The sequence below is a fragment of the Methanomethylovorans sp. genome, assembly GCF_041305605.1.
Taxonomy (GTDB): Archaea; Halobacteriota; Methanosarcinia; order Methanosarcinales; family Methanosarcinaceae; genus Methanomethylovorans.
On the sequence record NZ_JBFYLB010000141.1, the window covers coordinates 1 to 3,539 of the forward strand.

Here is a 3,539-nt window from a genome sequence, read left to right on the forward strand (position 1 = left end):
GAAGACATAATATGAAATCACAACTTTTATAGTGATTTTTATATATTATCTCTATTTATAAGTTGCTCTATCGAGGGCCTTTGTATTCTAAAGGAAGACGTAGATATTTTGGCTCTGTAGAGATCCCCTCAAAATCAACATCAATAAGATGAAACCTGCTCTCACAATCAACATCTAGAACTGCATTTAATACATTCTATAACTTGATTATCAGGATTTCTACTAAGCTCAATTAACATAATTATTTATAGCGGATTTACTCAAGCTCATATATACGATTTTACATACTTTTGTGCCGACAGTAACTGCACAGGTATCCATATATGAGGGGTAACATTATGGTCACTGATAAGAAAAGCACAGGCAAAAAGAAAACACCGTTAACAAAAGAGAGAGAGATTAATGGTGAAGTAGAAGTAACTGCATATGAGCAGCCTGCTGCAAAAGCAGATGTAAATAACTCCGTCAATAAGAAATTTCCTGTTGTAGGCATCGGTGCCTCGGCAGGCGGACTGGCTGCTCTGGGAGAGTTCTTTTCGGCGATGCCCGCAGATACGAGCTTAGAGATGGCGTTTGTCGTGGTGCAGCATCTTGCACCTGACCGTAAGAGCATGCTTTCCGAGATAATCATGCGTTATACGGGCATGCAGGTCTATGAGGTCAAGGACGGGATGGTTGTCAGGCCGGACTGCATATATATAATTCCTCCCAGCAAGGACATAATTATTGTGGACGGTATGTTGCATCTAGTGGAACCGGTCAAAGCGCGCGGTCATCGTATGCCCATCAATTCATTCTTCTCGTCCTTGGCATCGGACCAGGAGGAGTGGGCCATAGGTATCATACTCTCGGGCACGGGCAGTGACGGTACAGATGGAATAGAGGCCATCAAGGCTAAAGACGGTATGGTAATGGCACAGAGTCCAGAATCCAGCGAATACAACGGCATGCCAAATAGTGCTATTGGTACCGGTCTTGTGGACTACATACTGGAACCTGCCGAGATGTCGGCTCAGTTGAACGATTATGTATCCCGTAGATACGGGGAAAAATCAGATCAGAACTCGGACATCGAAAGAGCGATGAAGACGATAATTGGCGAACTGCTCAAACAGACAGGTCACGACTTTTCCCAGTACAAACCTCAAACACTGGAGCGACGTATGGCTCGCCGCATGGTGGTCAACAACATAAAGTATGTGGGCGGATACGCTAACTTCTTAAAACACAATCCTGAGGAGACGGAGGCCCTCTTTTTTGATCTGCTGATCAGCGTTACCAACTTCTTCCGCAATCCCAAGGTTTTTGACACGTTCCAGGAAAAAGTGATACCGGAACTGTTTAAAGGCAGATCCGTGAAAGAACCCGTCCGTATCTGGGTGGTGGGTTGCTCTACAGGTGAGGAGGCTTATTCCATAGGCATCCTGCTCCAGGAATACATTGAAAGGCTGGAGCAGAAATTCAAGGTACAGATATTTGCCACGGATATTGACAAAAGGAACATCGAGAAGGCCCGTAAGGGAGTGTATCCTGTCAGTATCTCCGATGACGTCCCGCCTGAGAGGTTGAAGTGTTTTTTCAGCTATAACCCGGAAAGCGAAACATTCACCCTCCAGGAGAGTGTCCGCAGCATGGTCATCTTTTCCGAGCATGACTTGATGAAGGACCCACCCTTTTCCAACATCGACCTGATCAGTTGCCGCAACCTGCTGATATATCTGAATAGAGAGGTACAAAACGATCTAATTCCCATGTTCAATCACTCATTGAGACCGGGGGGTATACTCCTGCTCGGCTCTTCCGAGAACGTCAGGAGTTTCCCGGAACTCTTCGACACGGTGGACCAGCAGTCGCGGATCTACAGAACTAAAGGCGCCAACAAGGGATATCGTCTTGGGGTGGATACATTCTTTTCACCGCGTCTGTCAGGGAGGGCACAGCAAAGCTCTTCCGTCAAATCCATGGTCGAGGATAGACTCCAGCTGCGTGAGCTGACCGAAAGGAGCCTGTTGCATCAGTACGCTCCGGCAGGTGCACTTGTGAACGAACAGGGAGATATCCTCTATCTGCACGGGAATTCCAAGCTGTACCTTGAAGTGCATTCCGGGGAGCCCAGTAACAATATCCTGAAGATGGCACGTGAAGGATTGCAGGAAGGATTGACCATGGCCCTGCGCAAGGCAGTGGTCCTTAAAGACCGCGCCATCAGCCCCGGTTTGTGTGTCAGGATAAACGACGGCTTTGCAAATGTGGATGTCACAGTGAGTCCTGTGGAGGAAACAATTGACAGGAAACTGTTCCTGATTACCTTTGACCTGCATCCGGAACCCCTGCCGGATAGCAAGATTAGAAAGTCCTCAAAGACTGAAGAACAAACTTCTGGAGAAGAGGACAAAGAACTCATTTCATCCCTGAAGGAAGAACTAAGGACCACGGAGGAGTATCTGAGTGCTTCCAATGAGGAGCTGGCAGTGTCCAACGAAGATCTCAGGGTTTCCAACGAAGAACTTCAGTCCCTGAATGAGGAGTTCCTGTCGACGAACGAGGAACTGGAAACTTCAAGGGAAGAACTGCAGTCCCTGAACGAGGAACTGTCCACAGTGAACGTTCAGCTACAGAACAATGTCGAAGAACTGACATATATTCACCAGGACATGAACAGGATGCTGGCAGGCACTGGTATTGGTATCATTTTCGTAGACACCCAGTTGCGTGTTCAGCTCTTCACCTCTGCAGTCACGAAGATAATCAACCTGATACCCACGGATGTGGGAAGGCCTATAGGGCATATTGTGACGAACCTCTCAAAATACGACTATCTCACCAGGGACATACGGACCGTGCTGGACAATCTGGCTTTCATGTATGTAGAGGTCCGCACCCATACAGATGAGTGGTACTTGCTGTCGATCCAGCCCTATAGTTCTCAAAAAAATAACCTGGAAGGTGCAGCTATAACATTAGTAGATATCACAAAATTAAAACATCTTCAAGAAAGGCAGTCTGAAACTCTTCGCCACCTGGCTGCTGTAGTGCATGACTCACGTGACGCTATTATACTCCAGGATACTGAAGGCAAAATCCTGGCATGGAATCATACGGCTGAGAAAATGTACGGCTGGAGTGAAGAAGAAGCGCTGGGCATGAATATCAGCTGTCTTGTCCCTGATGAAAATAAGGACGAAGCTTTGGCCATACTGAAGAAGACGGTTGAAAGCGAAATTATAGAGCCATACCATATCCAAAGAATCACCAAAGATGATCAGATACTGGAAATATGGCTAACAACCAGCGCACTAGTAGATAAAGACGATCAAGTTTATGCAATTGCAACCACGGAACGGATGGCTTCATGGAAGGAATGCAAAAGTTAGACGGAGTGTACTCTGACCAGTCCAATATTATTTATTTAAAAATGGGCTCTGTAGAAATGCTCATTTGAGCAATATATGTAACCTTGACGTATCTATCAAGGTTATGTATTAATAACTTGATTTTAACCTCTTTTACTTGATTCCAGTATTTTCTTGCCTTTATTT

General features: G+C 46.0%; 1 protein-coding gene and 1 pseudogene. One reads left to right on the forward strand and one right to left on the reverse strand.

Annotated elements, in window-relative coordinates; all coding sequences use genetic code 11:
- Positions 1-338 precede the first annotated feature (338 nt).
- A complete protein-coding gene (locus tag ACCM36_RS08790) occupies positions 339-3,374 on the forward strand; it encodes a chemotaxis protein CheB (RefSeq protein WP_370573381.1) in 3,036 nt (1,011 codons plus the stop codon).
- A gap of 31 nt (positions 3,375-3,405) precedes the next feature.
- Here ACCM36_RS08790 and ACCM36_RS08795 read toward each other — a convergent pair.
- Positions 3,406-3,539, reverse strand: a pseudogene (locus ACCM36_RS08795) (IS5/IS1182 family transposase); the annotation flags it as partial.